General features: G+C 54.3%; 1 protein-coding gene. It reads right to left on the reverse strand.

Features of this window, described 5'->3' with window-relative positions:
- Positions 1 to 245, reverse strand: a 245-nt coding sequence (locus AC1RPJ_RS08295; RefSeq protein ID WP_481762933.1) for a hypothetical protein, incomplete at both ends; no start/stop codon positions are given.

Below are 245 nucleotides of genomic sequence, written 5' to 3' on the forward strand. Positions count from 1 at the left end.
TCATTGTCAGTGTCCGAGTTTTTGGTTCTGGACGCGCGTCTACGGCGCTCATGTTCGGCTCGTATCTCGTCATCGTGCGGATGGACGATCAATGCCTGCTGTGGTTGAGGTGCCACAGAATTCAAGAGGTCAGATGCCTTATTCTTTGGCAGTCCTGCATATTTCGCCACAAAGTCCGCCATCCTTATCGTGAGCGCGCGATCGATCATGCGTTCGAACTTGACGAGGGGTGCCGGGTCAATGGC

The sequence above is a fragment of the Dellaglioa sp. CoH-57-MRSF-17 genome (assembly GCF_056782015.1).